Annotated in this window: 3 protein-coding genes and 1 pseudogene; all 4 read right to left on the reverse strand. The window is 64.2% G+C overall.

Translation table 11 applies throughout. The annotated features are described in order from the left end of the window. Positions 1 to 994 (reverse strand): oxaloacetate-decarboxylating malate dehydrogenase (gene maeA / locus AC2VOU_RS10320; RefSeq protein ID WP_486957294.1); only part of this gene is annotated, 994 nt, incomplete at its 3' end. A 205-nt stretch (positions 995 to 1,199) separates the two neighbouring features. Continuing rightward, a complete protein-coding gene (gene cysE, locus AC2VOU_RS10325; RefSeq protein WP_486957295.1) occupies positions 1,200 to 1,883 on the reverse strand; it encodes a serine O-acetyltransferase in 684 nt (227 codons plus the stop codon). Positions 1,884 to 1,885: 2 nt separating this feature from the next. After that, on the reverse strand, positions 1,886 to 2,818 hold the full coding sequence (cysK, locus tag AC2VOU_RS10330) for a cysteine synthase A (protein ID WP_486957296.1): 933 nt from the start codon (positions 2,816 to 2,818) through the stop codon (positions 1,886 to 1,888). A 68-nt stretch (positions 2,819 to 2,886) separates the two neighbouring features. Continuing rightward, positions 2,887 to 3,188: pseudogene (locus tag AC2VOU_RS10335) on the reverse strand (TQXA domain-containing protein); the annotation flags it as partial.

The following is a 3,188-nucleotide window of genomic DNA, read 5'->3' on the forward strand; positions in this document are numbered from 1 at the left end:
GCTTGTCGATCGCCCAGATCTGCGACGTGGCCTGCTCGACGGTGGCGCCGTCGTCGATCATGGCGTCACGGATCTGATCGGCCACACCAATCCCGGCGGTCCCGGCTCCGAAGACAACGCTCACCTGGTCGCGCAGCGGGATACCGGTGACCCGGGAACCGCCGTGCACGGCGGCCACGACCACGGCGCCGGTGCCCTGCACGTCATCATTGAACACGCAGTAGTCGCCGCCATAGGTCCGCAGGATGTTCCGCGCGTTGATCGGCCCGAAGTCCTCGAAATGCAGGATCGCGTGCGGAAACAGCCGGTTCGCGGTCTCGATGTAGCGTTTGATGAATTCGTCGTATTCGGCGCCGCGGCGGCGCGCATGGCGGTTGCCGAGATAGAACGGGTCCTGCAGCAGTTGTTCATTATCAGTCCCGACATCCAAGGACACCGCAAGACAGCGGCGCGGATCGATTCCACCGCCGGCGGTGTAAAGCGCGAGTTTGCCCACCGCGATTTGGATGCCACCCACGCCCCAGTCGCCGATACCGAGGATGGCCTCGGCGTCGGTGCAGACGATCAGGTCGACATCGTTGGGCCCTAATCCAAAGGTTTGGAAGGCAGCGGTGATGTCGTCCGGTTCCTCGATGCTCAGAAAGAGTCCCCGCTGCCCACGGTATTCATCGGAGAAGCGCTGGATGGCCTCACCGACGGTAGGCGTGTAGACCACCGGCATCAGCTCCGGCAAATGGTCGGCCAGCACCTTGAAGTAGAGCAGTTCGTGTCGGTAATGCAGCTGCTCAAGAAGTAGGTTCCGACCCAGATCAGTTGCCAGGCTTTGCAATTGAATCCAGACGCGGTCGGCTTGTTGTTCCAGCGTTAGCACGGCCGACGGTAGTCGGCCGGTCAGTCCGAGCCGTCGCCGCTCCTCGTGAGTGAAGCCCACCCCACGGTTGAGGGTTGGTGAGGACATCGCGACCGGGATTAGCGGCGTGCGGGCGTCGCTCATCAAAACCTCCGTAGGTGTGTGGCGCGTGAGATCACGGTAACGCTGATCGAGATGAACGCATCTTGACGAGCATTTGAAACCTACCGTTCGGGCGTCACCGCCCGGTGCCCGGCTCCGTCGTCGAAGTTTGGCATTCCACGTGGCCGCGAAAGTGCAACTGCCGACCTATCGCCCCGAGTGGGTGTCGCCAGTTGCACTTTCGCGGTCAGATGGAGAAGTCCTCGCCGTGCCACACCCCGGCTTCAGGCGGCCGGATGACGCGGTCGGTTTGCGAATCGCCGCCCTCGGCCTCCAGCTTGGCCACCCTGGTGAGCAGGGATTGCAGGCTGACGCCCACCAGATCGGGCAGCACGGAATCGTCCTCGTTGGCTGGGCCGGCGCGGCTGATGATCTGTCCGGGAACCCCGACAACCACAGCGCTTGCTGGGACATCCTTGACCACGACCGCGTTGGCGCCAATCCGGCTGTCCTCACCAATCTTGATCGCACCGAGGACCTTGGCGCCGGCGCCGATGGTCACGCGATCCCCGATGGTCGGGTGACGTTTACCCGTCTCCCGGCCGGTGCCGCCGAGAGTGACGCCATGGAACATGGTGACGTCGTCGCCCACCTCCGCGGTTTCCCCGATCACCACGCCGGTCGCGTGATCAATGAACAGGCCGGCTCCGAGCACGGCACCAGGGTGGATGTCGACCCCAGTCAGGATGCGGGTGAGTTCGGCGAACGCGCGCGCCGCCAGCCTGGCGCGACGGCCCCACAACCAGTGACTGACCCGATGGCCCCAGACGGCGTGCACGCCCGGATAGCAGAAGATAACCTCGGCCACCGTGGGCTGCGCCGGATCCCGCTGTCTCGCCGCCTCGATATCACGCCGGATTGCCGTAAACATGGCTAGTCGGCCAAGTCGGCGAACAGCACCGTGCTCAGATACCGCTCACCGAAATCGGGCAGTACGACGACGATCAGCTTTCCTGCATTCTCTGGCCGGCGGGCTAGGTGCAGGGCGGCGCAAACGGCCGCGCCCGAGGAGATGCCGACCAGCAGTCCCTCTTCCTTGGCCAGCCTGCGGGCCAGATCGAGCGCTTCTTCGTTGCCGACGGTGACGATCTCGTCGACCAGGCCCAGGTCCAGCACCGGCGGGACGAATCCAGCACCGATGCCCTGAATCGGGTGCGGACCCTTCTGGCCACCGGACAGCACCGGCGACCCGGCGGGCTCGACGGCGACGAACTGCGCGGCGGGCCGGCGCTCCTTAATGATTTGGGCAACACCGGTGATGGTGCCCCCGGTCCCGATCCCAGCAACGAAGATGTCAATCTTGCCGTCAGTGTCGCGCCACACTTCCTCGGCGGTTGTGACGGCGTGGACGGCTGGGTTCGCCGGGTTTTCGAATTGCTGTGGTATGAAATACCGTTCGTCGGTCTTCGCCAATTCCTCGGCCTTGCCGATGGCGCCCGACATGCCATCGGCGCCCGGAGTCAAGATGAGTTCGGCGCCATACGCTCGCAACAGCATTCGTCGCTCGATGCTCATCGTCTCGGGCATGGTTAGCACGCAGCGGTAGCCACGCGCCGCGCACACCATGGCCAGCGCGATGCCGGTGTTCCCGCTTGTCGGCTCAAGGATGATGGTGTCCGGCTTGATCAAGCCCGCTTCCTCGGCCGCGTCGATCATGGCCACGCCGATACGGTCCTTCACGCTGTTGGCGGGGTTGAACGACTCCAGCTTCGCAACGACGTCAGCCAGTGCACCGTCGGTGACGCGGCGCAGCCGGACCAGTGGCGTGTTACCGACTAATTGTGTGACGTCTTCGGCAATGCTCATATGCGCCGCTCGCCTCCTCGCCGCTTCGCGGCTGGGAGGTGCCCCCACTGCATCGTCGCCAGCGCGGCTCATCGACATTCGTCTCCAAGAGTCTCGGCTTCTCCAAACAGCTCAGCCTCGTTGACCTCCCAACTAATGTCGAACTCTATGGCCATTTCGGTGGGGATGGCTAGGGCAATGGGTGTTAGCCGCTGTGGTGTCGTCTCGAGCGCCACTGCGGTTAGTACTCGACCGGCGACGTTATGCGGCGTGGTTGCGGTCAGCGTTGTCGTCGACGTGCCCGCCGCTCGGCGTAGGTAGAAGTCTGTTCCCGGTTGGATGATGCCGTCGATGGCGTAGCCGTAGGTGTCGACGAGCGTGTGACCGTCGC

It is taken from the genome of Mycobacterium sp. TH-M25 (assembly GCF_057473665.1).